24 protein-coding genes are annotated in these 25,869 nt (G+C 43.7%); 15 read left to right on the top strand and 9 right to left on the bottom strand.

Annotation, left to right across the window (positions count from 1 at the left end):
- The first annotated feature begins 45 nt into the window (after window positions 1–45).
- Window positions 46–1,392, top strand: a complete 1,347-nt coding sequence (locus J5X94_RS08090; RefSeq protein ID WP_210540895.1) for a UDP-glucose/GDP-mannose dehydrogenase family protein — start codon at window positions 46–48, stop codon at window positions 1,390–1,392.
- A 94-nt stretch (window positions 1,393–1,486) separates the two neighbouring features.
- On the opposite strand, the gene J5X94_RS08085 is transcribed toward J5X94_RS08090, so the two are convergent.
- Complete coding sequence (locus tag J5X94_RS08085) at window positions 1,487–2,974, bottom strand: phosphomannomutase CpsG (RefSeq protein WP_228293205.1); 1,488 nt, start codon at window positions 2,972–2,974, stop codon at window positions 1,487–1,489.
- A 297-nt stretch (window positions 2,975–3,271) separates the two neighbouring features.
- On the opposite strand from J5X94_RS08085, the gene mazG reads away from it, so the two are divergent.
- From mazG to yjgA, 8 genes are all read left to right on the top strand, one after another.
- On the top strand, window positions 3,272–4,138 hold the full coding sequence (gene mazG, locus J5X94_RS08080; RefSeq protein ID WP_210540894.1) for a nucleoside triphosphate pyrophosphohydrolase: 867 nt from the start codon (window positions 3,272–3,274) through the stop codon (window positions 4,136–4,138).
- Window positions 4,135–4,509 (top strand): ComEA family DNA-binding protein, encoded by a 375-nt coding sequence (locus J5X94_RS08075; protein WP_210540893.1) that lies wholly within the window; start codon window positions 4,135–4,137, stop codon window positions 4,507–4,509. The genes mazG and J5X94_RS08075 overlap by 4 nt, the downstream gene beginning before the upstream one ends.
- Window positions 4,510–4,675: 166 nt before the next feature.
- Window positions 4,676–6,976: a polynucleotide adenylyltransferase PcnB gene (gene pcnB, locus J5X94_RS08070; protein ID WP_210540892.1), complete on the top strand. Its 2,301-nt coding sequence runs from the start codon at window positions 4,676–4,678 to the stop codon at window positions 6,974–6,976.
- Window positions 6,969–7,499, top strand: coding sequence for a 2-amino-4-hydroxy-6-hydroxymethyldihydropteridine diphosphokinase (gene folK, locus J5X94_RS08065; protein ID WP_210540891.1), 531 nt, complete (start codon window positions 6,969–6,971; stop codon window positions 7,497–7,499). The genes pcnB and folK overlap by 8 nt, the downstream gene beginning before the upstream one ends.
- Before the next feature lie 73 nt (window positions 7,500–7,572).
- Window positions 7,573–8,373, top strand: a complete 801-nt coding sequence (gene panB / locus J5X94_RS08060) for a 3-methyl-2-oxobutanoate hydroxymethyltransferase (protein ID WP_210540890.1) — start codon at window positions 7,573–7,575, stop codon at window positions 8,371–8,373.
- A 64-nt stretch (window positions 8,374–8,437) separates the two neighbouring features.
- A complete protein-coding gene (panC, locus tag J5X94_RS08055; protein ID WP_210540889.1) occupies window positions 8,438–9,358 on the top strand; it encodes a pantoate--beta-alanine ligase in 921 nt (306 codons plus the stop codon).
- Window positions 9,359–9,408: 50 nt separating this feature from the next.
- Complete coding sequence (rapZ, locus tag J5X94_RS08050; protein WP_210540888.1) at window positions 9,409–10,368, top strand: RNase adapter RapZ; 960 nt, start codon at window positions 9,409–9,411, stop codon at window positions 10,366–10,368.
- 210 nt (window positions 10,369–10,578) lie between these two features.
- On the top strand, window positions 10,579–11,091 hold the full coding sequence (gene yjgA, locus J5X94_RS08045; RefSeq protein ID WP_010200860.1) for a ribosome biogenesis factor YjgA: 513 nt from the start codon (window positions 10,579–10,581) through the stop codon (window positions 11,089–11,091).
- A 177-nt stretch (window positions 11,092–11,268) separates the two neighbouring features.
- Here yjgA and J5X94_RS08040 read toward each other — a convergent pair whose 3' ends face one another.
- Window positions 11,269–11,889 carry a thiol:disulfide interchange protein DsbA/DsbL gene (locus tag J5X94_RS08040; RefSeq protein WP_210540887.1) on the bottom strand — a complete coding sequence of 207 codons (621 nt, stop codon included), beginning with the start codon at window positions 11,887–11,889 and terminating at the stop codon, window positions 11,269–11,271.
- A gap of 425 nt (window positions 11,890–12,314) precedes the next feature.
- On the opposite strand from J5X94_RS08040, the gene ubiG reads away from it, so the two are divergent.
- The 4 genes from ubiG (at window position 12,315) to J5X94_RS08020 (ending at window position 15,395) form a co-directional block, all read left to right on the top strand.
- Window positions 12,315–13,196 carry a bifunctional 2-polyprenyl-6-hydroxyphenol methylase/3-demethylubiquinol 3-O-methyltransferase UbiG gene (gene ubiG / locus J5X94_RS08035; RefSeq protein WP_228293204.1) on the top strand — a complete coding sequence of 294 codons (882 nt, stop codon included), beginning with the start codon at window positions 12,315–12,317 and terminating at the stop codon, window positions 13,194–13,196.
- A 71-nt stretch (window positions 13,197–13,267) separates the two neighbouring features.
- Complete coding sequence (locus tag J5X94_RS08030) at window positions 13,268–13,978, top strand: HAD family hydrolase (protein ID WP_189583430.1); 711 nt, start codon at window positions 13,268–13,270, stop codon at window positions 13,976–13,978.
- Between the two features lie 225 nt (window positions 13,979–14,203).
- Window positions 14,204–14,977 carry a YciK family oxidoreductase gene (locus J5X94_RS08025; RefSeq protein ID WP_210541045.1) on the top strand — a complete coding sequence of 258 codons (774 nt, stop codon included), beginning with the start codon at window positions 14,204–14,206 and terminating at the stop codon, window positions 14,975–14,977.
- 151 nt (window positions 14,978–15,128) lie between these two features.
- Window positions 15,129–15,395 carry a DksA/TraR family C4-type zinc finger protein gene (locus tag J5X94_RS08020; RefSeq protein ID WP_010200867.1) on the top strand — a complete coding sequence of 89 codons (267 nt, stop codon included), beginning with the start codon at window positions 15,129–15,131 and terminating at the stop codon, window positions 15,393–15,395.
- A 108-nt stretch (window positions 15,396–15,503) separates the two neighbouring features.
- Here the strand turns inward: J5X94_RS08020 and J5X94_RS08015 are convergent, their stop codons facing one another.
- Window positions 15,504–16,724 (bottom strand): CobW family GTP-binding protein, encoded by a 1,221-nt coding sequence (locus J5X94_RS08015; protein WP_210540886.1) that lies wholly within the window; start codon window positions 16,722–16,724, stop codon window positions 15,504–15,506.
- Window positions 16,725–16,779: 55 nt separating this feature from the next.
- Window positions 16,780–17,538 (bottom strand): two-component system response regulator OmpR, encoded by a 759-nt coding sequence (ompR, locus tag J5X94_RS08010; RefSeq protein ID WP_025651114.1) that lies wholly within the window; start codon window positions 17,536–17,538, stop codon window positions 16,780–16,782.
- A gap of 359 nt (window positions 17,539–17,897) precedes the next feature.
- Here ompR and J5X94_RS08005 point away from each other — a divergent pair, with 359 nt between their 5' ends.
- Window positions 17,898–20,435, top strand: a complete 2,538-nt coding sequence (locus tag J5X94_RS08005; RefSeq protein ID WP_210540885.1) for a Tex family protein — start codon at window positions 17,898–17,900, stop codon at window positions 20,433–20,435.
- A 146-nt stretch (window positions 20,436–20,581) separates the two neighbouring features.
- Here J5X94_RS08005 and J5X94_RS08000 read toward each other — a convergent pair whose 3' ends face one another.
- The 3 genes from J5X94_RS08000 to J5X94_RS07990 form a co-directional block, all read right to left on the bottom strand.
- The gene (locus tag J5X94_RS08000) at window positions 20,582–21,091 is read right to left on the bottom strand and encodes a hypothetical protein (protein ID WP_210540884.1); all 510 of its coding nucleotides are present in this window, start codon (window positions 21,089–21,091) and stop codon (window positions 20,582–20,584) included.
- 435 nt (window positions 21,092–21,526) lie between these two features.
- Window positions 21,527–22,363 carry a hypothetical protein gene (locus J5X94_RS07995; RefSeq protein ID WP_210540883.1) on the bottom strand — a complete coding sequence of 279 codons (837 nt, stop codon included), beginning with the start codon at window positions 22,361–22,363 and terminating at the stop codon, window positions 21,527–21,529.
- 440 nt (window positions 22,364–22,803) lie between these two features.
- Window positions 22,804–24,108, bottom strand: a complete 1,305-nt coding sequence (locus J5X94_RS07990) for a saccharopine dehydrogenase family protein (RefSeq protein ID WP_210540882.1) — start codon at window positions 24,106–24,108, stop codon at window positions 22,804–22,806.
- A gap of 471 nt (window positions 24,109–24,579) precedes the next feature.
- Between J5X94_RS07990 and J5X94_RS07985 the strand changes: the two genes are divergently transcribed.
- The gene (locus J5X94_RS07985) at window positions 24,580–24,735 is read left to right on the top strand and encodes a DUF1328 domain-containing protein (RefSeq protein WP_010200882.1); all 156 of its coding nucleotides are present in this window, start codon (window positions 24,580–24,582) and stop codon (window positions 24,733–24,735) included.
- A 141-nt stretch (window positions 24,736–24,876) separates the two neighbouring features.
- On the opposite strand, the gene J5X94_RS07980 is transcribed toward J5X94_RS07985, so the two are convergent.
- Window positions 24,877–25,170 (bottom strand): 4a-hydroxytetrahydrobiopterin dehydratase, encoded by a 294-nt coding sequence (locus J5X94_RS07980; protein ID WP_210540881.1) that lies wholly within the window; start codon window positions 25,168–25,170, stop codon window positions 24,877–24,879.
- A gap of 248 nt (window positions 25,171–25,418) precedes the next feature.
- Window positions 25,419–25,712 carry a GNAT family N-acetyltransferase gene (locus J5X94_RS07975; protein WP_210540880.1) on the bottom strand — a complete coding sequence of 98 codons (294 nt, stop codon included), beginning with the start codon at window positions 25,710–25,712 and terminating at the stop codon, window positions 25,419–25,421.
- Window positions 25,713–25,869 lie beyond the last annotated feature (157 nt).

Here is a 25,869-nt window from a genome sequence, read left to right as displayed (position 1 = left end):
TACTCGTATGCTGATATTAATATAAACATATCGAAAGGTCGTTCTATGTCAGATGAACTGAGTCATAAATGTAAAAAACCATCCGTCTGTGTGCTCGTTGGTCATAGTATTGAGGCCATTACCAGTGCCGTGGTGCTGGCAAGCTTGGGTCAGACTGTTCATTTATATGCAGACTCAGAAATGCTAGAGCAGCAGTTGCAGCAATATAGCTTTGAGCATCACTTGCAAGCGCTGTGGCAAATGTATGAGCAGCAGCAAATTATTCTAAGTAAAGCGTTGCCAGATAGTGCTGATACATTAATAAAAGGCTATGAATCAGTAGGTCATGACGAAGCGGATACTCAGAGCATTGTGGCACTTTATTGGTTGTTTTTAGACAGTATCAAGCCAGTATGGGCAGAAGACAGCTGGATTACCGCATTCAACCACAGTCATCAACAGGCGCTACCTGTGATTATGAGTGGCATTGAGAAACTAAGCATTGTCTCAGTACTCGCTCAGAATTTGCAGCGCGCGTGGGTATATTATGTGCCGTTTGTATTCTTGCAAGACGGTGATGCTTATAGCTCGATGTTGAACCCTGCATTGTGGTTACTCGGTGAAAAAACAGCCAACAGTAGCCAGCATCTAGAGGTATTGAAGCCGTTGATGCAGCATGCGCGTGCCGCTCATCATGCTGATATCGCAACGATAGAGTTTGCCCGTAGCAGTATTATGGCTATGCTGGCGACGCGAGTGAGTTTTATGAATGAGATGTCACGCTTGGCTGACAGTCAGCAGGTTGATATCAAGCAAGTCAGTCGTATTATGGGGCTAGATGAGCGTGTCGGCAGCAGCTACCTGCAAGCAGGCTGGGGCTTTGGAGGCAATACATTACCGACCGAGCTGGCTAAATTACAGCAGTCGAGCGTGAGTCAAAGTTTAGATATGCCGCTGTTGCAGTCAGTCATGCACATCAATGAAGACCAAAAAGAGCTGATATTCCGTAAATTCTGGCAATATTTTGATGGCTTTATTGATAATAAAACGGTGATGATTTGGGGCGGTAGTTATAAATCAGGCTCTGGACGTACTGCAGGCTCAGCCATACACCCATTACTAGCATTGCTGTGGTCTTATAATATTCGTACTTTGGTGTATAGCGATAAAGCACAAGATGAACTTGCCGTGCTTTATCAGCAGCAACCATTACTGCAATTGATTAATACTCCTTATCAGCAGCTAAATGCCGCACAGGCTGTTTTTATCGTTAGTTGGTCGCCACAAGATCCACTAGATATTGCCAAGCTTAATCAACAGGCGATGCCAGTATTTGATGCGCAAAATGTACTGACACGATTGCAGATCGATAGTTTGGTAGGCGACTATTTGGGTATTGGTCGGTCTAAATAGTTCTATTCAAGTTTGTCTATTGCTAAAAAAGCTCGCTGATTATTATTAGCGAGCTTTTTTTGATTTTAAGTAGGGCGTATTAAATCGTATTAATTTACGCTGGTACAGCACCTTGCGCCGCTAGCCACTGTTGAACTTCTTGAGTTTTAATAGCCAGCAGTTCTTTATCACCACGACTTTCGATGTTTAATCTGATAAGCGGTTCGGTATTGGAGGCACGCAGATTAAAGCGCCACTCGCCAAAGTTAAGGCTCAAGCCATCAAGCATTGATTTGGTCGGATTTTCGCTGCTAAATTTTTCCTCAATAGCGCTAATAATCATTGGCGCATCATTTGTTGTGAGACGAAAATTAAGCTCGCCCGAGCTAGGATAAGCTTGAATATAGCCGCTGACCAATTCTGATAGCGTCTTACCGGTGATAGATAATAGCTCAATCGTTAATAACCAAGGAATCATACCGCTGTCGCAATAGAAAAAGTCGCGAAAGTAGTGATGGGCAGACATCTCGCCGCCATAAACAGCGCCAGAATCACGCATGACTTGCTTAATAAATGAATGTCCAGATTTACTGATGACAGCCTTACCGTCATGTTCCTTAATCACTGCTTCAGTATTGTAAATGACACGTGGATCGTAGACGATTGACTCATTTGGATATTTGTTCAAAAACGCTTGGGCAAGCATGCCTACCACATAGCTACCATCGATAAATTCACCATGTTCATCGAACAGAAAACAGCGGTCAAAATCGCCATCAAAGGCAATACCAAGGTCGGCATTGTTTTCCAAAACCGCGTGTTGGGTTGCCACTCTATTGGCTTCAATCATAGGATTGGGGATGCCATTAGGGAAGCTGCCATCCGGTGTATGGTGTAGTTTGATTATTTCAATTGGCGCGCCAGCTTGTGCAAGCTTTTCAATCAATAAATCAACCACGGGTCCCGCACTGCCATTGCCTGAGTTAATCACTAATTTAAGAGGTTTGAGCTTATCGGTATCAATAAAAGTCATGACATGATCGATATAGGCGCTTTTATCAATTAATAACTGCAACGTTCCTGATCGGTTTTTAGTAGTAAATTGCCCAGACTCTGCCAATGCTTGAATCTCTGCCAAACCATCATCAGCACTGATCGGCTTTGAGTGTTCCTTAACCAATTTTAAGCCATTATAATTAATAGGGTTATGACTGGCGGTGACTTCGATGCCACCCAACGCCTGATAATGACTGGTGGCAAAATACACTTCTTCTGTACCGCTCATGCCCAAGTCAATCACGTCGACACCAGCATCTACAATACCTTTGAGGGTCGCTTGTTTTAATTGCTCGCTTGAATGGCGAATGTCACTACCAATAACGATGGTAGGTTTTAGAGTTGCCATATCGTTGTCATGAGCCTCAACCGCCGCACTATAACGCTGAAATAAAATCTGTGCAAAGGCACGACCAATACGATAAGCGATGTCTTCATTTAGATTAACCCCCAGCTCGCCGCGAATATCGTAAGCTTTGAATGAATCAATAATTATAGGGTTGAATTCAGTCGCTGGCTGGTAGCTAGTGGTCGCAGACGTAGACATAATGATAAAATTCCTTATGCTAAAGCAGTGATAAAATAATGAGATGGACAACACAATTATAAGCTAATAAGCGTTCAATGCTACACTAACGAGAAAATCGTTATGAACTTAACTATATTCTATAGTCGATACTAAATAAAATGGGTACACGACATGATGCGTGACTGGCACAAACTTTTCTTGCTTGCTGTGTCTACGCAGACAGAGGCTACGAAAAATTTATACCAGTCATGCTGTCTCTTTTTTATATTGAACTGACTATATCTAATAACAAACGAAAGTGTAAGAGTATCCCTCATGAGCAATCAAGACAACAAAATAGCAGCGCCTGCACCAGTACAAGGAACGCCAACTGCCAGTGGTGAATTAGACGATTTATTGGCTTTGATGGCACGGCTACGTGTTGACTGTCCGTGGGACAAAAAGCAAACCAATCACAGCCTCATTCCTTATGCGATCGAAGAAGCTTACGAGCTAGGCGAAGCGGTACAAAGCGATGATGATGAGGATATCAAAGGCGAGCTTGGTGATGTGCTGCTGCAAGTTGTTTTCCATTGTCAGATGTATGCCGAGCAAGATCGCTTTGATATGAGCGATGTTATCACCACTTTACAAGAAAAGCTCATTCGTCGTCATCCGCATGTATTTGAGGCTGAAACCCTTGAAGATGACGCAGCGGTAAAGGTACGTTGGGATGAGATTAAAATGGAAGAGCAGCAAGCGCGCGAGGCACGAGGTAAACCAAAGCGACGGTTGGATAACACCAAAGCGGGTAGTGCGCTCATGCAGGCACAAGATGTACAAAAGCAAGCTTCAAAGCTAGGGTTTGACTGGGAAGGCGTTAGCGGTGCATTTGATAAGCTGGATGAAGAGATTGCCGAGCTAAAAAATGAGCTGACGGATAAATCTAAAACTGAGGTCAAAACAAATATCAGAGAGGTTGAAAAGGAGCTGGGCGATTGTATGTTTGCCTTAGTCAATGTCGCCCGTAAATTGAACCTTGATGCAGAAGCAGCAACGCTGACGTGTGTGCACAAATTTAAGTCACGTTTTGGCTATATTGAAGCGCAACTGGCAGCAGCTGGCAAGCGTTTAGAAGACAGCGACATAACAGAAATGGATGCATTGTGGGAAGCGGCGAAACAATATGAACGATCGTCATGAACGCTTATCTTAAAGTCTCGTTTACCAGTTTAGTCAAGACTGCTATTTTAGGTTATGTTTTGGCTATTCTGATGCTTAACAATGCTAATGCTGCGCCCTGTTTTGATAATTCTCAAAGTGCTTATGAATATCTCTTATCGCAAGAAAATGCCAACACTCAAGCGCGTGAGCAATATACCGTGAATATCAATCGTGCCAGCGAAGGCGAGCTGGTTTCACTAAATGGTATTGGCAGTAGCAAAGCCCAAGCGATTATTTTATATCGTGAAATGTTCGGTAGTTTTAAGACAGTGGATGAGTTGGTAAAGGTCAAAGGTATTGGTGCAAAAACGGTTGAGAAAAATCGAAGACGTTTAAGTGTGCAGGATTAATGGCCATGTTTTGCATTAATTAACCCTAATATTGACAAAATAGCACGTAAGTACATGTCATAACGCACCCAGCGCGCGCAAAATTTGTTAAACTAGTGAGTACATCCGCCTGATAAACGCTGTGTTCGTCAGGGGTGGTTAAAGAATACCGGCGAGGAGTAGATGCATGGCCGAGCGTGCCGCCAAGCAGTTAGAACTGAATAAATCTGAATTACCCAATTCCATTACTGAAGTAATTGCCACCTTGACCCGAGCTGGGTTTGACGCCTATATCGTCGGTGGCGGCGTGCGCGATACCTTATTGGGTCTGCGCCCCAAAGACTTTGATGCTGTCACTGACGCCAAGCCGCATGAGATTAAAGACGTCTTTGGCAAGCGCTGCCGTATTATCGGTCGCCGCTTTCAGTTGGCGCACGTGTATTCAGGCCGTGAGCTGATTGAGGTCGCTACCTTCCGTGGCCCGCCCACCAGCAGTGGCACCACCAATCAAGATGGTATGATCCTGCGTGATAACGTCTGGGGCGATATCCAGCAAGATTTCTCTCGTCGCGATTTTTCTATCAATGCGCTTTATTATCAGCCACTTAAAGGTGTGGTTCATGATTTTTGCGGTGCGCTTGAAGACATTGATAATAAAATCATTCGTCTCTTAGGTCATGCGCCGGTTCGTATTGAAGAAGATCCAGTACGCTTATTACGGGCTTTACGTTTTAAAGCCAAGCTCGGTTTTGAGTTTGATGACGCATTGTCTGAGCAATTTCATGATGGTAATTGGGCGCTGCTTGAGCAAATATCACCGCATCGTCTCTATGATGAAACGCAGAAAATGTTTACGGGTGGCTATCTGGTGCCATTGTTGCCGTTATTGTTTGAATCGGGTGCGATTGATAGCTTAATTATTTATCCACCATCTGAGCCCAGTCCTTTAGTAAAACAAGTGGCTATCAATACGGATAAACGTATCGCGGCAGGCAAAAGTATCAACCCAGCATTTTTCTACGCAGCCATACTATGGGAAAATTACCTGCATCAGTTAGAAAAAGCCAAAAAGCGCAATATGCCATTTGCTGAAGCGCAGATGCATGCAGCTGGCAAAGTCATCGATCGTCAACGCATCAAGACCGCTATTCCTAAATTTGCAGAGCAGTTTATCCGTGATATTTGGATATTGCAGCCAAAACTAGCGGCTCCGCGTAGTAAACAAATCGTCCAGCTCTCTGAGCACCCACGCTTCCGTGCGGGCTTTGACTTTTTACTATTGCGCGAACAGTGCGGTGATGCTGAGCATCCGCTATCCGAATCGACCAACGATATGGGCGACTGGTGGCAGACGTATCAAACCTTGCCTGAACAAGAGCAAGAGCAAGCGATTGATGATTTCGATGAAAATATTCGTCGCGGTGCCTATAAGAAAGGGCAGCGAGGGCGCGGACGTAATCGCCAAAAGCCAGAGTCAAATATAGTGGATGAATCGATGTCTAATCAAAACAACACTAAGCGTAGCAAAGCCAATGGCAGCACTGAAAATCACAGTACTGAGAAAAATGGTCATGAAAAAGCCGTGGTAAATGATTCGTCAAATATCCCCTCACGCCGTCGCCGCGCTGCCAGCCAATCTACTCCTACCAAGCAGTTTAGTGGTAGTAAAGATAAAAATCATGACTCGCAGCAGGTAAAACAAGACAGTAATGAGCTTGCTCAGCTACAGCAGTTGTCTCTTGCTAATACCAGCAGTCAAACTGCAAATAAACGCCATCACTCTAAACCTGCGCCATTGTTTGTCATCGAGCACGCAAACGTCGTGCCGCCATTACAAAAGCAGCTATCACCTGCTGATAAACCTAAGCATCGTCCAGAGCCTGTGCAGAAAAAGTCAGCTATTAAGAACGCATCAGCTGATAAAGATGGACACAATCAGAATGCAAAAGCTGATAGCAAGGCTGATCGATCAAATAAGGATAAACAGCCAGAGGTTACGTCACCTGCTGCTAATGCCTATCCTACCCGTTCGGTAGCAAGAACGCCTGCGCTCGTCACTATGAACAATGAGCCGATACCACATAAGCGCCGTCGCCGTCAGCCAAGTGTAGACAATACTAATCTTGCCGACAGCACCGAGAAGCAAGTAGCTGCTAATAACGCCGATAAAACTGAAGCGAAGTACACCAAAAAAGCACCTAAGCCAGCAGCTCAATCTACTGGTAAAGCTAAAAAAACAGTAGAACCTGCAGCAACTAAGACGGCAGGGAATAAGACAGAAGCTAATAAAGCGACTGTATCTGCAAAAGCTAAAAAACCAGCCAAAGCAGCAGAGGCTAGGTCTACTAAGAACAGTCAAAATGCTGATAGCAAATCGTTGGCCGGTCAAGTGAGCGACAATCAAATGGGCGACAATAAAATGGGCGACAATAAAGGCCCTGTACCATCGAAACGTCGCCGTCGCCAGCCCAGTACCGATAATGTCTAGTATTGTTGACGATGTGGATAATGTTAATTGGGTAACCTGCTATGTGGGCTTGGGTAGCAATCTAACCAATGAATTGGGTTCACCTACAGAGCATTTGCAGCAGGCATTGCAAGGGTTGCGAGAGCATAAGCAGATACGCGAGGTTAGAGCTTCCTCATTTTATGCGTCAGCGCCTATGGGGCCACAAGATCAGCCTGACTTCGTTAATGCAGTGGCTGGTTTTAAGACGATATTGCCCCCCTTTGAGTTGCTCGCATTTTGTCAGAAGCTAGAAGAGCAGGCTAAGCGGGCGCGCTTACGACGTTGGGGTGAGCGTAGTCTGGACGTCGATATTTTGTTATATGGTGACACGCGAATTACCGAGCCGCAGCTAACCATACCGCATGCTGGACTGCTTGAGCGTAATTTTGTCTTGTTACCGCTGCGAGAGTTAGCCTCAGCGCTCATCATTGATAGTATATCGATAGATGATTATCCATCTAGTAAAGATTGGACAGGGTTAAAATTATTATCAAGCGACTGATAAATTTTGGATCATAGGCGCGATAATAGAAGGTATTTATAACTAAAGGCATTGAAGATTAATCGAGGGTCATATGACGACGTTATCTACTTTAAATAAATTCAAAAAAGATGGCACCAAGTTTACTTGCTTAACGTGCTATGACTCGATGTTTGCACGCATGATGGACAAGGCACAGATTGATACCATTTTGATCGGTGATAGTTTGGGTATGGTGGTACAAGGCCATGATTCCACCTTGCCCGTGACCGTTGATGATATGGCTTATCATACGGCCAATATTGCCCGTAGTAATAAATACGCACTGATACTGGCTGACTTGCCGTTTATGAGTTATGTGACCTTGCCAGAAGCGGTCGCTAACAGCCGTCGATTGATGCAAGCTGGCGCGCATGTGATTAAAATCGAAGGCGGCAGTGAGCTTTGTGAACTGGTGACTACATTGGCGCAAGCAGGTACGCCCACTTGTGTCCATCTTGGCTTGACCCCGCAATCAGTCAATGTATTTGGTGGTTATAAAATCCAAGGTCGCGGTGACGCAGCAGCTGATAAGTTGCTTGCTGATGCCAAAGCAGTGGTTGCCGCAGGTGCCGCACTTTTAGTATTAGAATGCGTACCTGCTGAGCTTGCAAAAGCGGTTACGGAAGCGGTTACAGTACCAGTGATTGGCATTGGCGCTGGCGCAGATACGGATGGCCAAGTGTTGGTCATGCATGACATGCTGGGCATGGCTCATGGCCGAGTACCGCGCTTCGTTCATGACTTTTTGACCGATGAGCGCAATAGTACGCACAGTATCGAAGGCGCCTTTGCCCTTTATCAGCAGTCAGTGCGCGACGGCAGTTTTCCAACCGAGCAGCACCAATTTAGCTAATTTTTTTAGCCAGTCTTAACGAGTCTTTTGGTTTTTACGATTATCAGTAGAAGAATATTTAACGATGCCAATCATTTATCAGCAGATTTCAGAGTTGCGCGCCGCTCTACAGCCTTATCGTGGTCAAAGAAATGATAAACCAGATAACGCTCAGCGTATTGCTTTAGTACCAACGATGGGCAATTTGCATGAAGGTCATCTGGAGCTGGTAAGCATTGCTAAGCAGCATGCCGATATTGTGGTGGTGAGTATCTTTGTCAATCCTACCCAGTTTGGGGAAGGAGAGGATTTCGATAGTTATCCACGCACCTTGGATGAAGATGTCGCTAAGCTAGCAACGGTTGGTGCAGATTATGTTTTTGCACCCAATGTCGATGAGATGTATCCGGTATTGCCACCATCGACCTCAGTTCTTGCTGGTGCCATTACCAATCAACTATGTGGTCAATCACGTCTTGGTCACTTTGATGGTGTTGGTATCGTCGTCTCTAAATTATTCAATATCGTGCAGCCTGATGTGGCGGTATTTGGACAAAAAGACTATCAGCAATTAGCGATTATCAAACAATTAGTACGTGATTTGAGCTATCCCATTGAGATTGTGGGTGCACCTATTGTTCGCGCTGTCGACGGCTTGGCGCTGTCTTCACGCAATCAATACTTGAGCGCCGCTGAACGCAAAACAGCTCCCGTACTTCATATGGAGCTGCAACGCCTAGCACAGAAACTAGCACAGCAGTTAACGAGTAATAAGCAGGGCAGGCAAGGGTTTGACGCATTACTAGCAGAAACGCATCAGCGTATTAGCGATGCTGGCTTCAACATTGACTATCTAGAAATAAAAACTGACCAGCTAGGGACTATTGATACTAGTGATAGTAGTGAAGCAAACGGTAATGGTAAAAGTAGCCATTTAATGATTCTAGTCGCTGCTTGGCTAGGGCGGGCACGATTGTTAGACAACCAATTAGTGACGGTACATTAGCCGTTGTGACGTAGTAATTTGCTGGATGCAATGGACTAGGATGACGGATCATGGATGCAAACAACAGTAAGCAAACAGAACAGGAAGTGGTGGCTGTAACGAACGATGAGCGGCTGAGTATTTTAGTCGTGTCAGGGCGTTCTGGCTCAGGTAAAACGTCAGTATTGAATATACTAGAAGATTTAGGCTATTATTCTATCGATAATTTACCGTTGTCATTGGTGCCTGACGCTGCTAAGAAGCTGGTCAGCGATAGTGGTATCAAACGCATCGCGCTTGGTGTCGATATTCGTACCCCGCGCGCTGACTTGTCTAATTTTGCTGCGACCCATGACATTCTAAAACAGACTTATGGTAAGCAGGCTGTTGAAGTAGTGTATGTGACCGCGCAAGAAAGCACCTTGGTTGCACGCTTTAATGCAACGCGCCGTGTTCATCCGTTGATGTCACAAGATGTCGATAGTGATAATGCTAGGCATATCGCTTTCAATCTACCAGCCGCGATCAAAAAAGAAGTCGAGCTGTTAGAGCCCATTGCCAGCCATGCTGATATCACAATTGATACCAGTATGCTTAATATCCATCAGCTCAAAGACACGTTGCGTGCCTATGTCGGTATTGACAATCAAATTGTCATTAATTTGCTGTCTTTTGGTTTTAAGTACGGCAGCCCAATTGATGCTGATTTTATATTTGATGTTAGAATTTTGCCAAACCCACACTGGAAATCTGAGCTGCGCGCCTTGACTGGTCTTGACTCTGAGGTCGGCGAATTTTTTGCAGATTATCCAGAAGTGGTTGAAATGACCGACGATCTCGAAAGGTTTTTAAGCCGTTGGCTGCCTGACTTTTTACACAATAACCGTCATACCGTGACAGTGGCAGTTGGCTGCACTGGTGGCAAGCACCGCTCAGTATTTATCACTGATAGTTTACAACGTCGTCTTGCCGATGCGATGCCAAGCACTATAAAAGTGTTGGCGAAACATCGTGAAAAAAACCGTTGGTAGTTATTGGTAAACATTAGAATATGTCCTCAATTTAATTGATGGGCTAAAAATGGCTAAATTTTGCCAAACAGCGTCAAATAGTTGGTTAGTATCTCGATATTATCTGCGCTATTTTTCTTGTTTGACTGCAATTTTTCTTATTTTTATTGCCGTTTTTAGAATGAGGACACGCCCTAGTACTTTTATTATTCATTATTTTGGAACGCTTTTATGATTGACTGGTCAGAACATGATATGCGCGTCTCGCGCACAGAACTCAAAAAATCCCATGAGCGCTTACAACAGTTATCGATACCACTTGCCAGCTTGTCGAAAAAACAGCTGAAAAACCTGCCAGCCAGTGATTATTTTATGGCAGAGTTGATGGCTCTTGCGGATATCACTAGTGCCACTGCGCGTATTAGACAGACCAAGCGAGTCGGCAAATTGATCAGCGAAGAAAATCGCCATGAATTGGTAAAAGCCTTATTCGATGCCTTTTTCCCAAAAGAACAAGTCTCTAAAATAGAAAGCTGGTCCGAACGTCTAAATATCAATGATGAAGGCACACTAAAGCAGTTTGTCAAACAGTATAAAATTTCAGAGCGCAACAGTCTGTATCAGTTATTGCTTTGGATCGAATACGCCAAGCACACGCACGATGACGAGCTGATGATGGAGTCTAAAGAAGATTTGGCCAGCTATATTCGCGAAGTGACAATTTTATCGGATTTAAAAGGATAGTTGTCCTACAACAACTAATAGCGCTACAACGGTTATCTGCACAAATACTAATAGATAGACGAAAAAGAAAGTTTATCGAAGTCTGAACACAAAAAAGCCAATCATGAGTGATTGGCTTTTTTAGTGGCGTTAATACAGTCTAATTAAAGACAATTAACGTCATAGACATGCCCGTGTTTATTTTTTCTCAGCACGTGCTTTGTCAACTAAGTAATCGACAACCTTAACTACTTTGGCGTCTTCACCCGTTACCACGTACTTGCCTTGTACCACAACAGCTGGTACGCCCGATAGCTGATAACGCTTGGCGCCTGCTTGTGAGCGACCAATTTTTGTACCAACGGCAAATGAGTTATAAAGGCTGTTGAATTTCTTTTGATCAACACCTTGAGATGCATACCATTTGCTTAATGAAGCTTGGTCAAACAGCTTTTTGCCATCTTTATGAATGGCATCAAATAACGCATCATGGGTTTTGCTTTCATAGCCTAGGAGTTGAGCAGAATAAAAACCACGGGCACTGGCTTCCCAAACAGGGTTAAGCGCTGCTGGCGTTTTGAAGAATGCCACATCTTTGTCTTTGTTTTTTGCCCATTTTTCCATATGTGGATTAAGCGCGTTACAATGCGGGCAACCATACCAAAAGAATTCACGCACAATAATAGCATCACCGGTGATTTTTTCTGGATTGTCTAGCACGCGATAATCTTTTCCGGCGACATAATCGGCTGCTTGTGCGCCCATACTGGCGATTCCAATGGCGAAAGCCAGACCAGTCAATGTAATGACACGTTTCATACTTTTTCCTTGAGAGGTAGAGACTGAGATTTTTAGGAGTTTCTATGGGTTTGAAGGTATAAATGACAAAGTGTCGAGTATAATCAACCTACAGTAGAGTACCGACTATAATAACGTAAAATAGGTGTGGTTGTGAACCCGATTCTTAACTAACGGTTGTAAACCTGTGAGCTATTATTTAAGGTATCTTACTTATCACTATTTGAGTTTCAAAACTGAAACTTTTAATCAGGTAAAGATAGAAACTGCCATTGACGCAATAGTTGCTATAAAGTAAACAGCACACGGTGATGATGATGTTCAAGTATTTGCTAACCTTATTCACAATCCGTGACGATGTACTCACGACAAAACCGCCGCTCGCATGCTAATATTAAGTATATAATCGTGCACTGTATACGATAATAACTCTAAAGGAAAATGCTATGAGCGCAGCTTTATCTTCGCCTTCTGTAAATGATCAAGCGACCAGCCGTTTCGATGATGCTGATACTAATAATACGGTTACAGATGATACTGTGGCTGATAGTACAACGCCTGCCACGATAAATGTGGATCCTAGCGAAGTCGACAAATTCAATAAACTGGCGAGCGAATGGTGGAGTAATACTGGCGCGTTTGCAACTTTGCATGAAATCAATCCACTTCGCTTGAACTGGATAGAAGAAAATATTAAGCGCGGCTATCAAAACAGCGATGATAGTACAAACGCTAATAAGACTGCTGAGATGGGTCTGAGTGGCAAAAGAGTGCTTGATGTTGGTTGTGGCGGCGGTATATTGTCTGAGTCGATGGCACGTCGCGGTGCTGATGTGACCGGTATAGACTTAGGGACTGAAAACCTAAAAGCGGCCACGCTTCATGCCGAGCAAAGCAATTTAGAAAAGACATTGCGTTATCAGCATATCCCAGTAGAACAGCTAGCAAAAACCCATGCGGGTCAGTTCGATGTGGTGACATGCATGGAAATGCTTGAGCATGTGCCTGATCCAAGCTCGATTGTGCAGGCTTGTTTTGAGCTGTTAGCGCCTGGCGGTGTGTGTGTGTTATCGACGATCAACCGTAATCCCAAATCGTATCTGTTTGCTATCGTTGGCGCCGAGTATGTATTGCGCTTGCTTGATCGTGGCACCCATGATTATGCCAAATTTATCATGCCTGCTGAGCTGGACAAAATGGCGGTTACGGCTGGGTTTACACGCCAAGATATCATTGGCCTACATTACAACCCAATAACCAAGCGTTACTGGCTGGCACAAAACGTCGATGTCAATTATATGATAGCCGTACAAAAGCCAAAGGCTTGATAGCTTAAGTCATTGCTTATCGTCCCATCATTAACGCACCAAACACCTCACTAATTAAAAGAGTATGCCTTATGAGCCAATTCGTCAAAGCCGTTTTATTTGACCTTGATGGGACGCTAATCGATACTGCCGCTGACTTCGTACGGATTATCGGTAAAATGAGCCGCGAAAACGATTGGCAAGCCCCGCCTGAAGCGCTTATTCGAGAACAAGTTTCTGCTGGTGCGTCAGCCATGGTCAAGCTTATGCTGCATCAAAATGGGCAAGACAGCGTCAGCGAAGATGATTTACTTGGTTTTCGTCAGCAGTTTTTGGATGATTATGCCGCAGATATTTGTATTGATAGCTGTGTATTTAGCGAGTTAGAAGAAGTGCTGACCACACTTGAGAAAAAAGGCGTACCTTGGGGTATTGTCACCAATAAGCCGCGCTATCTAGCAGAGCTACTGTTACAAAAAATGCAGTTAGATGAACGCTGTGCGGCCTTAGTTTGTCCTGAGGATGTCTCACGTTCCAAGCCTGATCCAGAGCCGATGTATATGGCATTAGAGAAACTCGGTATACCGCGCGGCGCTGCTGGCTGTGTCCTCTATGTCGGCGATCACATACGTGATATTGACGCTGGCAATGCCGCTGGCATGTCGACGATTTTGGCCGCTTATGGCTATATTCCACTTGAAGATCAAAAAAGCCTAAAGAAGTGGGGCGCAGACTATATTACTGACACCCCTGAGCAGTTGAAGAAGCTATTGCTTACTTCAGGTAAATTTGAATATCTATAAACAAACCAATCATCAGTAGAGCCGTGATAGGAACATCAACTATAAGTAAATGACTCATGAATATGTCATCTGCAATAGTTGCCTTTAAGTAAGTCCTTCTAAAAATAAATGCTTTTGAAATTAAATACCTTTGATTATAAATAACAAGCAGTGAGTCATATCATGAGCGACAATGTTAAGCAGTCGGCGACCGAACAGAGCAATCAAGTAGCCACGGGAAATTCTATGCAACCTTTAACGCACGACAATATTCGTCAGTTTGTGCCACCTGTTGATTGCTTAGACGGTAAGACTATCTTGGTAACGGGTGCAGGCGATGGCATTGGACGCGTCGCTGCATTAACCTACGCCCGTTATGGTGCCACGGTTCTACTATTGGGTCGCACGAGTAGCAAGCTTGAATATGTCTATGATGAAATTGAGAGCTTGGGTGGCAAGCAGCCAGCCATGCTACCGATGAATTTAGAAGGTGCAACCTATGCAGACATGCAGAAGTTAGAAAGGCTTATCGACAAAGAAGTGGGTCAGCTTGATGGTATATTACACAACGCTGGTATGCTCGGACAATTGACGCCGCTTGAGATGTATGACATTGATACTTTTGATCAAGTAATGAAGGTCAATTTTACGGCGACTTTTATGCTCACCCAAGCGTTGTTACCGCTGCTAAAAGATGCGAATCATGGTTCCATTGTCTTTACTTCTAGCACGGTCGGTACGCATCCTCGCGCATTTTGGGGTGCTTATGCGCTCTCCAAGCAAGCTGTAGAGGGAATGAGTGATATCTTTACTCAAGAGACGCAGAATACGACGAATCTGCGTTTTAACTGTATCAATCCTGGTGGCACTCGTACCAATATGCGCGCTCACGCTTATCCGGGTGAAAACCCAATGTCTCTTAAGACACCTGACGACATTATGGCGGGCTATGTTTGTTTGATGAGTGACGCCAGTATTGGAATACGCGGACAAGTGGTAGATTTACAACCAAAAGATTAGCAGAGAAAGATGACTGTAAAAACCATAGCGTTATATATGTTTTTTACAGTCGCTGGCGGGTTGTAATTAGGATTAGAAAGCCCCATCTATCTGTTCTTAAAGACTTTTATCTTATAAGATATTAATAATAATAGACAAAAAGGATAAGATTATGGCAGGTGGCTGGTCAAAAGATGGTGCCGAGCACGAACAAATGGATGCGACGGTCAATGATGCACTTGAGCGCGCGAGGCGTGCGCAACCAACGGGTAAGAGTGCAGAATTTTGTGATGAGTGTGGCAACCCGATTCCAGAAGCGCGCCGTATCGCCGTGCCGGGTGTGCAGCACTGCGTCGGTTGTCAAACCGAGCTTGAGCAAGAGGCGAGAGCGGCTGAACTGTTTAATCGTCGCGGCAGTAAAGACAGCCAATTGCGTTAATTAGTACAAGTTAATCAAGAGAAAAAACCAACACTACTATTTTACTTAGTAGTGTTGGTCTTTTTTTTGAGCGTAGTATTTTTTAAAAGGGAGTCTTTTTATAGGTAACTAGGGCGTGTCTTCAATCACCAGTGCCATCAGCTCATTGTCGCAAGCCTGCCAATCTAGTGAAGATAATAATGGTGGTGTATTCTCTACTTCTGCTTTATTAGACACTACACCGTTATCTATAACTGACTGCAAAATCACCTCTAGTCGGCTATCAATTTGGGCGCTCGCCGTGGTGATAGTCAAACTGTCAGGCGTAAAGTTAATCTTTAACCAACCATCAGAGGTGTTAACCAAGCCTTTAATACGTTGCCAGTTAGGCAGTCTTAACAACCATTCTTGTAGACCATCAGCATTAAACACATAATGTGCAGGCAAGCACCAGCCACCTAGCAGCACATCTTGTTGTTGTTCATGATAGCGGTAGGGTAGATCGGTATCTGCCTCTATGTCTCCAAGACTTTGGTCGTTCTTTGTAGCTCGGTTGGACATCAAGCTAGTAAATGGCTGTCTAGTAAGTGGCTTTAAAGAAGTACGAATATGATTAGGCTTGGTTTTATCGGTAGCACGTTGCTGAGAGATGGTATGGCTTGGTTTGGTCAGCTGTGCTATCAGCGTTGACGAGGGGGTATTCAAAGTAGTTGTATTATTTGAGCTATTATCTTCGGTTCGAGAGAGAGACTCTGTCCAAATGACAGCCACCTCAGCATTGAGCATTGCTATCCACTCTTGTAAAGCCTTGAGTTCATCTGCATCCAGTTGCGTATAGCGATTGACCACTAAGACATCAGCATCACGGACATGCGCTTGAAAACCATCGTGCGAGCGATACTTTTGTTGTTGCCATTGCACGCCGCTTAGCACTGTAATCACTGCTTGCATATTGAGCGCTGTCTGCCAATGTGGCGCGCTCAGCTGTTGTATCAACTCGCGCGGATGTGCCAATCCAGTAGGTTCGATAATAAGACGCTGCGGATGATGGTCACTAAGCAGGCGAGTAATCGCAATTTGTAGGGGTAGTTGACTGGTACAACAAATACAGCCACCACTAACTTCACGAATGGCAATGTTACCTGCATCAGCATTGTCGTCTTGCGCACTTGCTAGCAGCGCACCATCAATGCCAATACGCCCAAACTCGTTAATCAATAGCGCCCAGCGCTCATCGGTAGGCTTGCTAGAGAGTAGCTGGTTGATGACGGTGGTTTTACCCGCGCCCAAAAACCCTGTCACCAAAGTGCAGGGTATGTTTTGAATCATAGTAGATGTGGTCAAAGCCATTGTTGTCTAAACCATCGTCGTAAGTGGTTATAAAGCAGCAATTATAAAGTAAATACTATTCACTTTTTGCCGTTTCAACTTCGGCTTCGTCAGGAACGAACACGTAGCCTACGCCCCAAACGGTTTGAATATAGCGGGCTTGCGAAGGATTGTCCTCAATGAGGCGGCGCAGACGTGAGACTTGTACATCGATAGAACGCTCCATCGCACCCCATTCACGACCACGGGCTAGATTCATCAGCTTATCGCGAGTTAACGGCTCACGGGGATGCTGAACCAAAGCTTTTAGTACTGAAAATTCACCAGTCGTTAAGGTAACGACATTGCCATCACGTTTGAGCGTACGAGTCGATAAATCAAGTGTCCAAGGTCCAAACTCAACCACTTCAAGCTGATGACTTGGCGCACCCGGCAGCTCGCGATTTTGACGACGCAGTACCGCTTTGATACGAGCAAGCAGCTCTTTTGGGTTAAAGGGCTTAGGTAGATAATCATCTGCACCCGCTTCAAGACCAGCGATACGATCAGCATCACCGCCTTTTGCAGTTAGCATGATGATTGGAATATCGCCATTGTCTTCACGCAGACGCTTACAAATACTAATGCCATCTTCACCCGGTAGCATCAAGTCCAATACCACCAAAGAAAAAAGCTCACGTTGCATCAACTTGTCCATTTGACTGCCATCATGGGCAGTACGAACGACGAAGCCATCATCTTCTAGGAAGCGTTGTAATAAAGAACGCAGACGGGCATCATCATCGACCACTAAGATACGCTGAGTCAAAGTATCGGGGCTGTTATTATCAGGCATACAGGCATCCTCTTATAAAAATTATTATTAGTAGAAATTATCAGCAAAAACACTGTCGTTATTTTATGGTTGAGCCATTTATTATAGAAATTGCATATAAATAAAAAACTTTTGTTCAATTCGTCAGTGCGTATCAATATTTGCGCTATTGGTACTTTAGTGTATAAGATTGCACCGCCAATTGCATCACCTGTAGGCATAAATGCTGTATGCGTTTGTTTAACAAGGCTACAGAACTTAGGATAGCAACCGAATTAAGCTATAAAATCACAGATAAATAAGGAAAAGATAAAAAGGATTTTTATTCATGCAGCTTTTGCTATAATGCCAAACACCATTTATCAACGATTGATACGTCTATGAGTAGCACTGATACCTTAACGCCATCTCAAACCTCGACAAATGCACAGGTTTTGGATGCAACCACACACGCGAATATTCACGACAAGCTTGCTCGCGCGCTTGGCATTAAGACTGCTCAAGTCAATGCGTTTGTCAAACTTTATGATGAAGGCGCGACCGTTCCATTTATCGCGCGTTACCGTAAAGAAAAAACGCAGAATCTTGACGATGCGCAGCTGCGAGCTTTAGAGAAGTCGCTCAATTATGAGCGCGACATGGCAACGCGTCGCCTTAAAATTACTGAGCTGCTTAGTACGCAAGGCAATTTGACCGACGAGCTACAGACGCGTATTGATAACGCGACGTCTAAACTTGAGCTTGAAGACATCTACTTGCCTTATCGTCCGCGTCGCCGTTCACCAGCGGCCAAAGCACGCGCTGCCGGTCTCGATGTGGCTGCTCAAGCAGTCTTAATACAAGAGATTACCCCAACAGAGGCACTGGCTGACTATCAAGCGCCATCTAGTATCTCTGACGATAGCGGTAATGAGATTGAGGTCGACTTTAGCGATATCGACAAGCAGTTGGCTGGCGTACAAGCCATCATCGTTGATGAATGGACGCAGGCATTAGATCTGCTGGATAACTTACGCAGTGGTTTTGCCAAAACGGCCAGCATCGTCTCGGCAGTTGCCAGTGATGATAAGCGAGAAGTCGGCGAGAAGTTTAAAGACTATTTTGAGCACAGTGAAAGCCTTGCTCGTCTACCGAATCATCGCCTATTAGCGATGCTACGTGGTCGCCAAGAAAACGTTTTGGGTCTCAAAATTGAAGGCGAAGATACTCCTTTTATCGAAAAGATTATTGCTCATTTTGATATCGATGCCAAGGCACCTGCTGCCCGTCGTGAGTTTTTAGCAGAAGCGGCGAGTAGCTTGTGGAAAGAAAAATGGCGTCCGCATATCGAGCATCGTTTATTGACTGAAAAACGTTTGACCGCTGAAGCAGATGCGATTGATGTGTTTGCCAATAATTTACAGCACCTATTGATGTCAGCACCTGCTGGTCGTAAGGTTATCTTAGGCGTTGATCCTGGTATTCGTCATGGCGTAAAAATGTCCATCGTTGATGCCCAAGGTCATGTCATGTTGGATAACGAAGACAAGCCAGTTGTCGCTACCGTGTATCCGTTTGCCCCTGATAATAAAATGGATGCAGCTAAAAAAGTCATCGATGAGCTGTTAAGCACTTACAACGTTGATTTAGTAGCTATCGGTAACGGTACGGCGAGCCGCGAAACAGATGCGATGATTAAAGAAATTTTGGCGGCCAATTCTGAGCTAAAAGCCAAAGCCGTCATCGTCAATGAATCTGGCGCCTCTGTTTATTCGGCGAGTGAGCTTGCCAGTGATGAGCTTGCCAATTTAGATGTCTCTGTACGCGGTGCGGTTTCTATCGCGCGTCGCTTGCAAGATCCATTATCAGAGCTTGTTAAAGTTGATCCAAAAGCAATTGGCGTTGGTCAATATCAGCATGACGTCAATCAAAACCAGCTTGCAGACAGTCTGGATAAAGTAACCCAAGACAGCGTGAATGCCGTGGGTGTGGATGTAAATACAGCCAGCCCAGCTATATTGGCACACATTGCTGGTTTGAATAAAAACGTCGCCCAGCAAATCGTCACTTATCGTAAAGAGCACGGTGCGTTTGATAGCCGTGAGGCGCTCAAAAACGTTCCGCGCTTAGGTGCTAAGACATTTGAGCAGGCAGCAGGCTTCTTACGCATACACGACGGTAGCAATCCACTTGATGCGACTGGTGTGCATCCAGAAAGCTATGCGCTGGTTGATAGCTTACTTGCGCAAACCGGTAAAGCATTGCCGGAAGTATTGGGGAATGATGGTGTACTAAACACGATCGACACTACTGCGCTTGCTGCAAATGATGACAATATCAGTGTAAAAGCCATCATCGAAGAGCTTGCCAAACCAGCACGTGATCCACGTCCTGAGTTCAAAACGGCTAATTTCCGTGATGATGTCAATAGCATTAAAGATCTGAGCGAAGGGATGACGTTAGAAGGCGTGGTTACCAATGTGACGGCTTTTGGTTGCTTTATTGACGTTGGTGTCCATCAAGATGGCTTGGTGCATATCTCACAGATGGCCAATGATTTCGTTGCCGATCCAATGAACCGCGTCAAGCCGGGTGATATCGTGTCAGTACGTGTTATTTCTATTGATGAAAAACGTGGCCGTATCGGGTTTAGCATGAAGCCTGAATCTGAGAAACCTGCACGCCCAGCAGCAAAACCTACTGCGAGAGATGCTGGTTCTGATGAGAAGGGTAATCGCTCGCGTAGTGACCGTCCAACTAGCAGTCGCCCAGCTGCTGATAAACGTCCGTCTAAGCCACGTGGTAAGCGTCAGGATAAAGACAACGCGAGCAACAATCGTAGCAAAGCGCCAAGGGCTGATAAAACAGAAGTGCCGAGCAAAATGGGTACGTTGGGTGCATTGCTGCAAGAAGCAGGTGTGACTAAAACTAAAAAATAAGTGGCTTTATGGGTTTCTTAAGTCGTTTCTAAATAATTAACAGCAATAATCAATAAAAAAGGCAGCCATTAGGCTGCCTTTTTTATTGGGAATATATTTTGAGACATATGTTACTAGAAGTGCTTTAGCATGGCTAATAACTCAGCTTATTGGTCGTCTTGTTCCGACTCTAATAAATCCTCTTCATCTAGCATGTCTTCTTGTGGATCTTCTTGTAGCATCTCTTGTTGTTGCATTGCTTCTTCTGGATCTTGCATCGCTTGTTGTTCAGCTTGCTGCATGGCTTGTTTTTTGGCTTGCATAGCCTGTTGTTGTGCTTGCATAGCTTGTTGCTGTGCTTGCTGCATAGCTTGTTGTTGTACTTGCATATCTTGATCTTGTTGTTGTGCTTGAAGCTTAGGAGCCATTTGCTGTTGATTAGCGTTGCTATTCACGCTTGCTCTTGAGATGCGCTGAGTTTCGCTGATCTGAATCGAATTAGATTGATTTGGTACTGATTGATTATCAGCATTTACAGCTTCAGTCTCGAGTGTGGTAGCGGTAGTAGTGTTTTGCATATTTGCTTGTGCAGTCTCAGCAGGTGCTGCCATGGCCAAGCTTGGGATAGTAAGTGCGGCACCAATAAGTAACGATAAAGGCAGGGTACGGTTTTTCATCAGTTGATTCCTCAGTTTGCATTCTTATAGTGTCAGCTTAAAGTATTTCAAACTTGACGCTTATTTACATGCTTTCGTTTATCATAAATTAATTTAGTATTTTGAATATATATATTTAGTATATCTAACATTTAATGTGTAGATAAAATAAAATCATGACAACCGTACAGCGATTATCATGACCAATTTGAACGAAAAGCTTTATAAAATCATCTAATAAAACTCTAAGCAAGAGAATACCAACTAAGCCATTATTATTTCAGTAGTACATAGATTAAAAATCTAACAGACAAGCGCTCGCAGGTGACTTTGTGCAACTATTGTATTCTTATTGTCAGGTAAGAATATGAGTGCCGCCACCTTATCTTTAGGTATGTCAGCTACTAAATAAGCGCATGACCTACTGAGAGTCAAGCCTTTATCCTGTAGAAAAAACTATTCGACGATGACATCTCTACCAGTCGTAGGGTCGATAACGCGCTGCTGTAAGTCATTATCAGGGACACGGATAACTGGGAAAGTCTGGCTAATTTCTGTACTATCAATTACCTCGGCATCTGCTGCTTCGCCAACGACGACGGTACGTCCAGCTTCTTCTACAGCAATGGCAGTACCGTTAGCCGTGTTGACACGTTTGATTTGATCCACGGGGGCGACGATTACTTCTTTTACCCGATACTTAGCGGGTCGAATAACACGAGTGGTTTCGATAATGACTGGCTCTACACTGCGCTCTTCAGTAATCGCAAGTTGTGCTTCTGGCGCTTCAGTTTCAGTGACTTCAGCCATAATCGGTGTCGGGAATTTGGTGCTAAAATGATTGTCACACTGTTGCATACTTAGACGGACAGGATTGCCGTTTTTGTCCATATAAACGTTGACTGGCATATTAGCAGCGATGGGAACGTATTTTCCGACCAAGGCACCCGATACCCCGTAGCGACCATTCGATTGTCCAACGCCTAAATCACAAGCGCCTGCTGTATAGTCGCTAGTATTCAAGTTATTGCTGTCAACGACATTCTGTGGAATCATAACATCAGATAAGCGCATCTTTTTGACAGAGGTTTCACCAGCTTGGCGTTTGGGATTTTGATACGTATAAGGGGTATAAAATTTGGCTGAGCCATCTTTGACAGCGGTGACGCACTCGTCGTAACTGTCGTAGCCTACGTTGCCGTGAGTATCGGTCGTCATCCCAGCATTTGCATTACTGCCAATCATTGCCAGACCTGAGGTGATGACAGCGGCGGTCAATATATTCAATTTCATAGTTACTTCCTTTTAATTATAAATAGATGTGTTGTAGTCAGAATGGTGGCTTGCTTGTATGGCTTATTTTTATACTGAATCATTAGTGAAAGTCATTAGTGAAGTAATTCCTTACTTAATAAAATCACTTACTTAATAAATAACGTCATAACGTCATAGTTTCTAATTCAATGTTTTTGCCTTAGTGTTTCTTTACTTTAACGTTTTTAATGCTACGTCAGTTGCTAATAGATGGCTGTGACATCAGGCTAAGAATGTGTAGCATAATGTATAAAAAAAGCGAAAACTGGCAACATTGTTCACCAAAAATGTACGTTATTATTATTTATTAACATCTGCTCAAAAGTCATGGAAAATTTCACCTATTAAAAAACCGTACCCTGTTACCAAGATACGGTCAGTAAAATTTAAGGCTTTATCGTTCTATAATCTATAAAAGTCTAACCCTCGACTATTTCGAAGCTAAGACCTGCATGCGTTTCTAGGCGCGTTAGCAGTTTGTTGCCCATTGCAGATGCTGGCGTCCAAAACCCACCACAGACATCGTCTTTGCCAATATCTTGCGCTAAACACAAGGCCGCTTGTGCCAGCATGCGTGATGTACTGCCATAGCCAGGATCTTTGTCGCCCGTTACTTTGGTATTGATGGTGTCTTTATTGGCAGTTTGGCCAAAGAGACGAATATCGTAGTAACCATTATCTTGGTCAGACTTCGACGGGCCAGAGCCAGCTTTTGGTAAGACGTGCTTGGACAGTAGCTCGCGGCTTGGCTTAATCATCATCGCGGTGGCAAATCCTAACAGCCCAGCGCTCAGTGCATAGCTCGACAGCTTACCTTTTATGCCATCTGTCATCCACATGGCTTCGTCATATTTAAAATCACGTCCATATTCATAGCCGAGTAATTGGTTACTGCGATGCACGATACGGGTATTGATGCTTGCCATCACAAAAGGAGCCAACCAGCGTTTGTGCTCACTGTCATATTCTGGCTTGCTGATATTGGCTTGGCGCACGCTAGGCACGTCTTTATCATCATTAAGCAGATAAGGGTTTGCCACTTGCTTACGACGTGATTTATCTTGTCCCACTTCTTCAAAGATGGTCGCCATCGAGGCAATCGTACCACCAGATAAACCCCCTTTTGCCGCTTTTACGCGCATGTGGATCACATCACAAGTGCTATCGAACTGAGATTCTGCCTGCTGCTGGGTAAAATAAACGCCCAAATCTGACGGGATAGAGTCGAAGCCACAGGAGTTGACGATACGAGCACCGCTTTCTTTGGCAGTTTCTTGATATTTATCCATCATGTCTTTGATAAAGATAGCTTCACCGGTGAGATCGACATAGTCTGTACCATTTTCGGCGCAAGACTTGATCAATGGCTCACCATATTTTAGGTAAGGGCCGACGGTTGAGATAATGACTTGTGTTTGTTTGGTCATCTTATCAAGACTGGCAGCGTCCTTACTGTTGGCTATAATGATGTCTACTTTGTTCTCAAGCTTGGACTGTAATTCGTTAAGCTTGTCCTCGTCACGACCCGCTATCGCCCACGTGACGCTATCACCATTTTTATTTTTGGCATCAGACAAAAAGCTTGTTAAATAATGGGCGGTGATTTGCCCAACGAAACTTGTCGCACCATATAAAACGATGGTGTAAGGACGCTGCTCGCTACCGGTCGGCTTATTATCATCCGCTGCATTGATAGTCTTTGAAGTATCCGTATTTGTAGCCATATTTATTATCCTTAATAAGTGTTTTTTATATATGATCTCATACTGAATGGTAGAAATAAAAAATCATTTTTTATATGCCATTGACTCTATTCTAAGACATGTTGGCCGTAAGTAGAAACCCGTTAGTGTGAACTGTGATGGTTTATAGCAGACTATAAGAGGGAAATGCTAGGGATTAAGGGGTGTTTTGCTATCTCTACATATAAATCTCGAAAAGCCAAGAAAAAATATCAGCATATTAAGATTTGCTACAAAGGTTACATAACCTACCGATATTATTACCAAAATGAACGTTTATCGGTGCGAAATATTGCTAATCTATGTTTGTAAGCAGTTATAGACAGTATTAAAAAAAACAACAACTTAAAATGGATATTGGATGAGGTAAGGCAAATATTAGTAACGGTCGTTTATAAGGTCTGTTATATGTGTCTTAGCATCTGATTTTTGATAATTATTGAGGAGAAATCTATGTTTCGCTGGGCTATTATTTTTGCGGTAATCGCACTTATCGCAAGTTTCCTAGGGTTTGGCGGTGTCGCTGGACTGTCTGCAAACTTCGCATACATTTTACTAGCATTGGCTGTGATCTTGTTCATCGTCGCGTTTGTTAGTCGTAAAATGTAATGATAAGTTGAATAAAATAAACGTTACTCAGTAATAAGAAAAAGTCCTCGATTGAGGACTTTTTTTATGGGAATTTTTTACTAAAGGTATTGCTTGAGGTATTAAATACGTCTCTATATATAAAAGAGGCGGGTTAAATAATTATAAATGTTTGGGCTGAATAATATGTTCCATGCGTTTGGCCAAACGAATATCAAGACTGGTAATACCACCCGTATCATGGGTCGTTAGACGCACATCTACGACGTTATAAGTATTGTGCCATTCAGGATGATGTTCGAGTGCTTCGGCATGAAATGCAGCTTGGTTCATAAAGCTTATGGCTTCGATAAAGTCGTTAAATTTATAGCTCTTGGTAATACCGTTGCCATCGCGTTGCCAGCCAGCCAAGTCTTCTAGCTGTAGATCAATTTGTTTGTCAGATAAACTACTCATAGCGGTCTCCTTTATTATTATGTTGGATTTACTGGTCGAGTATTCGCTAGCTTTTGGTTATTGGTAGACTTCTCCATTTTAGTAAATGCTATATGGGTTTTATGATTAAAATAGGGCAAAAAACCCACCTACGTTTGATATCTTGTCACATATTTAACGATAAATATATGATTGTAGATAGCAAACAAATAGGAGGGTAGTGTGGCATCAATTGTTGGATTTTAATAGAGCTAAAGGATGGTATTCGACTATACCAAATCTTGATACCCAGGGTGTTTGCTGATGTAAGAGGCGACAAACGAGCACTGTGGCACGACTTTTTTATCCTGTTCGCGCGCATAGTCTAGCGCATGTTTGACTAGACCTGAACCGACACCGCGCCCACCCAATTCTTGCGGTACGATAGTATGGTCATAGACGAGTTTTCCGTCGCGTTCTTGATAGCTGATATAGCCAGTGTGACCATTGATTGAGGTCTCAAAACGTTTGGCTTGTTCATCATGGACAATATCTAAGTGTTTTTTGTCAATATTATCGTTCATATAGCACTCCATTTTTTATAGGTTTTCGCATTATTAATGTTTGTATGAAATGACTTGTTTTTATAATTAGTTATTTCTTTATGTGAGTCATTGCCAATCTTTATTATGAGTCATTGCTCATAGATATAATATATACTTACGAATGCTTATGGTAAAT

Origin of the sequence: Psychrobacter sp. K31L, from assembly GCF_017942195.1 — a bacterium.
Lineage (GTDB): Bacteria > Pseudomonadota > Gammaproteobacteria > Pseudomonadales > Moraxellaceae > Psychrobacter > Psychrobacter glaciei.
Note: the sequence above shows the minus strand (reverse complement) of the source record. Positions and strands in the feature narration are given on the sequence as shown.

Coding starts and splice junctions, on each gene's coding strand:
- J5X94_RS08090 (WP_210540895.1), top strand. CDS start 46: ATGTCAGATGAACTGAGTCATAAATGTAAAAAACCATCCGTCTGTGTG.
- J5X94_RS08085 (WP_228293205.1), bottom strand. CDS start 2,974: ATGTCTACGTCTGCGACCACTAGCTACCAGCCAGCGACTGAATTCAAC.
- mazG (WP_210540894.1), top strand. CDS start 3,272: ATGAGCAATCAAGACAACAAAATAGCAGCGCCTGCACCAGTACAAGGA.
- J5X94_RS08075 (WP_210540893.1), top strand. CDS start 4,135: ATGAACGCTTATCTTAAAGTCTCGTTTACCAGTTTAGTCAAGACTGCT.
- pcnB (WP_210540892.1), top strand. CDS start 4,676: ATGGCCGAGCGTGCCGCCAAGCAGTTAGAACTGAATAAATCTGAATTA.
- folK (WP_210540891.1), top strand. CDS start 6,969: ATGTCTAGTATTGTTGACGATGTGGATAATGTTAATTGGGTAACCTGC.
- panB (WP_210540890.1), top strand. CDS start 7,573: ATGACGACGTTATCTACTTTAAATAAATTCAAAAAAGATGGCACCAAG.
- panC (WP_210540889.1), top strand. CDS start 8,438: ATGCCAATCATTTATCAGCAGATTTCAGAGTTGCGCGCCGCTCTACAG.
- rapZ (WP_210540888.1), top strand. CDS start 9,409: ATGGATGCAAACAACAGTAAGCAAACAGAACAGGAAGTGGTGGCTGTA.
- yjgA (WP_010200860.1), top strand. CDS start 10,579: ATGATTGACTGGTCAGAACATGATATGCGCGTCTCGCGCACAGAACTC.
- J5X94_RS08040 (WP_210540887.1), bottom strand. CDS start 11,889: ATGAAACGTGTCATTACATTGACTGGTCTGGCTTTCGCCATTGGAATC.
- ubiG (WP_228293204.1), top strand. CDS start 12,315: ATGAGCGCAGCTTTATCTTCGCCTTCTGTAAATGATCAAGCGACCAGC.
- J5X94_RS08030 (WP_189583430.1), top strand. CDS start 13,268: ATGAGCCAATTCGTCAAAGCCGTTTTATTTGACCTTGATGGGACGCTA.
- J5X94_RS08025 (WP_210541045.1), top strand. CDS start 14,204: ATGCAACCTTTAACGCACGACAATATTCGTCAGTTTGTGCCACCTGTT.
- J5X94_RS08020 (WP_010200867.1), top strand. CDS start 15,129: ATGGCAGGTGGCTGGTCAAAAGATGGTGCCGAGCACGAACAAATGGAT.
- J5X94_RS08015 (WP_210540886.1), bottom strand. CDS start 16,724: ATGGCTTTGACCACATCTACTATGATTCAAAACATACCCTGCACTTTG.
- ompR (WP_025651114.1), bottom strand. CDS start 17,538: ATGCCTGATAATAACAGCCCCGATACTTTGACTCAGCGTATCTTAGTG.
- J5X94_RS08005 (WP_210540885.1), top strand. CDS start 17,898: ATGAGTAGCACTGATACCTTAACGCCATCTCAAACCTCGACAAATGCA.
- J5X94_RS08000 (WP_210540884.1), bottom strand. CDS start 21,091: ATGAAAAACCGTACCCTGCCTTTATCGTTACTTATTGGTGCCGCACTT.
- J5X94_RS07995 (WP_210540883.1), bottom strand. CDS start 22,363: ATGAAATTGAATATATTGACCGCCGCTGTCATCACCTCAGGTCTGGCA.
- J5X94_RS07990 (WP_210540882.1), bottom strand. CDS start 24,108: ATGGCTACAAATACGGATACTTCAAAGACTATCAATGCAGCGGATGAT.
- J5X94_RS07985 (WP_010200882.1), top strand. CDS start 24,580: ATGTTTCGCTGGGCTATTATTTTTGCGGTAATCGCACTTATCGCAAGT.
- J5X94_RS07980 (WP_210540881.1), bottom strand. CDS start 25,170: ATGAGTAGTTTATCTGACAAACAAATTGATCTACAGCTAGAAGACTTG.
- J5X94_RS07975 (WP_210540880.1), bottom strand. CDS start 25,712: ATGAACGATAATATTGACAAAAAACACTTAGATATTGTCCATGATGAA.